This is a genomic window from Saccharopolyspora sp., assembly GCF_017434145.1.
Taxonomy (GTDB): domain Bacteria; phylum Actinomycetota; class Actinomycetes; order Mycobacteriales; family Pseudonocardiaceae; genus Saccharopolyspora_C; species Saccharopolyspora_C galaxeae.
This window is the reverse complement of the sequence record NZ_JAFRFW010000562.1, coordinates 1-3074: the sequence shown is the minus strand read 5'-3', so window position 1 is coordinate 3074 and position 3074 is coordinate 1. Positions and strand designations below refer to the sequence as shown.

2 protein-coding genes are annotated in these 3074 nt (G+C 72.3%); both read right to left on the bottom strand.

Features of this window, described 5'->3' with window-relative positions; genetic code table 11:
• Positions 1 to 764, bottom strand: a 764-nt coding sequence (locus IJH84_RS15525) for an AAA family ATPase (protein WP_295145678.1), incomplete at its 3' end; no start/stop codon positions are given.
• Positions 765 to 1225: 461 nt separating this feature from the next.
• Positions 1226 to 3074 (bottom strand): LuxR family transcriptional regulator (locus tag IJH84_RS15520; protein ID WP_295145676.1); only part of this gene is annotated, 1849 nt, incomplete at its 5' end.

Below are 3074 nucleotides of genomic sequence, written 5' to 3'. Positions count from 1 at the left end.
TCGGCCAGCTCGCCTTCCGCCTCGGCGGCCAGTTGCCGGAACCGCGCCAGGTTCCGCGGGTGCGGGCTCAGCCCCTCCGCGCGGTATTCGCGCAACGCCGCGCTGAGCACCGCCGGGTTGCCCGCGGTGCTTTCCGCGGCGGCCACGGCGAACTCGCGCGGCCCGCGTTCCGGCAACATCCCCTCGACGTCGTCGGCGGACAGCGGTCCGAGGTGGATTTCCCGCACCGGCACCGGAATCGCGCCGTCGAACCGGTCGGGCACCTCGGCGGAACCACCGCGCACCGCGCGCACCATCAGGACCGCGGATCCGTCGGAGTGCTGGGCCACTTCCCGCCACCAACGCCGCGACCACGGGTCGGTCCACTGGTCGTCGTCGACCGCCACCAGCAGCGGTTCCTCCCGCGCCAGCGCCAGGAAACGCCCGCACATCTTGGGTTCGCAGGTTTCGCCCGCGCCCATCCAGCTGATCCGCGCGAGCTGCTCCGGCGGCAGCAGCACGCCCGCGAGCTGCGCGACGGTGCTGTAGGGCAACTCGGTCTCGATCGGCGAGCTGCGGGCCACGGCGGTCCGCACCCCCGCCGCGCGCGCCTGCTCGACGACGGCGGTCAGCAGTGCGCTGCGCCCGGCGCCGGGCGGGCCGGTCACCGTCACCAGCGCGGAACGACCGGCGCGCAGTTCGCCGACCAGGTGGGCGAGCACGCCGAGTTCCGCATCCCGCCCTGCGAGACCGCACCCGGAGAATCGCTGGACCTCGTTCGCCATCAGCGGCCCCTGCGCCGACCGGAGAACCGCATCATCAGCGAGCGAATATGAAAATCACTCAGGAATAACCCGGCGGAGTCAGCACCGCGCATTCCCTCACGAAACGTGCTCAACGGCGCTTACTCACCCGCATTACCGGATAGCGGCCGGGGAGAGTCCGCATTCGCCGGAAGCCGCTCGGCCACCGAAACCTCCCATGGCTCGCAATGCCGAATGCGCCGGAACGCCGAATGGCCCGAAACGCCGAACGAGCCGGAACATTGGCGGGGCAGCACATCGTTTCAACAACTCACCGGCCGGGCAGCGCACCGGCTGCCGCAGCCGAGCGGATCATACCATCGCCATCGCCCGATTCCGGCGGCGTGGCAACGGATTCCTGGATCGTGGACGGCCATCCGGAATGATCAGTCAAGCTGATACCGCGGTCGGCGAATTCTTCCGGACTCCGGCGAAAAACCCGCTCAACCCGCCTGTTCCACGAGCGCCGCGGGCAATGCCGCCCGCCCGCGCACCCCGAGCTTGCGATAAGCGCTGGTCAAATGCAGTTCCACGGTGCGCACGGTGAGGAACAGCGACTCCGCGATCTCCCGGTTCGTCGCCCCCTCCGCGGCGCGGTCGGCAACCCGGCGCTCGCTGCCGCTGAGCGCGTCCGCGGGCGAGCCGGTGCCGCGGCGCAACCGCCCGCCCGCGGCCAGCAACGCGGCCGAGGACAGCGCCACCTGCCTGCGGTCCCGCCGCAGCACCGACATGTCCAGCGAAGATCGCAGGTGCCCGCGCGCTCCTTCCGCATCACCTTCCGCCAGCAGCCGCCGTCCCAGCAGGTATTCGGCTTCGGCGTGCGCCAGCTTGCCGGGCGAGTCGGCCAGCGTCCGCACCGCCGAGGACAGCAACCGCAGCCCTTCCTCCCCGGGCGTGACGACACCGCGCGCGGTCAACGCCATGCCCCGCGCACGCACCGTGCCCCACCGCGCCGCCAACTCCGCGCCGTGCTCGGCGATCCGCTGACCTTCTTCGTGGCGCCCGAGTGCGGCGAGGATCCGCGCCGCGTCGTACCACCACGCCGCGAAAACCGGGTTCGTGATGCCCGCTTCGCTCAGGCTTTCCCCGCAGTGCAGCAGGATTTCCAGCGCACCGGCCGTGTCGCCGAGCGCTTCCCGCGCCCACGCCCGGGCCATCAGGTACGGGTGGTATTCGAAGGTGAACTCCCCGAAGCGGGCGCGGTCGATCCCGCGCAGCAGCTCGTCGGCCCGCGCCGCCTCGCCCTGCCGGATCAGCGCCATCGCCAGCGAGGTCTGCGGCATCGTCATCGCCCCGACCCAGGACTCCTGGACCAGCACGTCGTAGCAGGACTGCCCGTCGGCGAGCGCTTCGGCGAGGTCGCCGGTCCAGTGCCGCACGATCGCGCGGGTGCTGGTGGCCAGGCAGTAGGTCCACGCCTGCCCGGTGGCCTGCGCGTGCTCGATGAGCAGCCCCAGCGCGGCGAGCGCGGACTCGTTGTCGTCGGCCATGTACAGCGACAGCGCCGAGCCCATCAGCGCCCAGCCGCCGCTTTCCACGTCGCTGATCCGCAGCACCCGGCGGGCCTGCTCGGCGGGTTCCTCGGCGTGCCGGAAGGTGCGCAGCGTCCCCAGCGAGGACAGCAACGCCAGCAGCTGCCGCTCCTCCGCGGTGACCCCGGCGGGATCGGGCCTGCCGCGGAACCGCTCACCCGCGCTGCGCACCGTGGACTTCTCGTCCATCCCGGACAGCAGCACCACCGCCTCGATCGCGGTGCGCAACGCCAGATCGGCGCCCGCGGGCTCCGGCCCGACCAGCGCGTCGAGCTCGTCGAGCACCCCGGAGGTCAGTTCGTAGGCGCGCACCGAGTTCTGCGCGGTCAGCGAGATCAGCGCGTACTGCGCCGCGACCGGCACCCGGCTGCGCGGCTCGTCGAGCAGTTCCAGCGCGCGTTCCAACTGGCGCAGCGCGGTCTCCGGCTCGAGCTGTCCGAGCATCCGCGCGCACTGCACCAGCACCGCGACGTCGTCGCCGTCGAACTCGAGGACCCGCCGCAGGTAGCGGGCCGCCATTCCCGGCGCGCCGCGGTGTTCCGCGCAACCGGCGGCTTCCCGCAGCACATCGGTCATCCACGGCCGCGGCGCCGCGGGCAGCAGCAACAGCGGCACCGCCACCTCTTCGGCCGGGCGGCCCACGTCGTTGAGCAGCGTCGCCGCGCGTTCCCGCAACCGCCGCAGCACCTCGTCCGGGCTGTCGCGCAGCACCGCCTGGCGGACCGAGTCGTGCACGAACTCCGCGCAGCCGTCGGCCGCT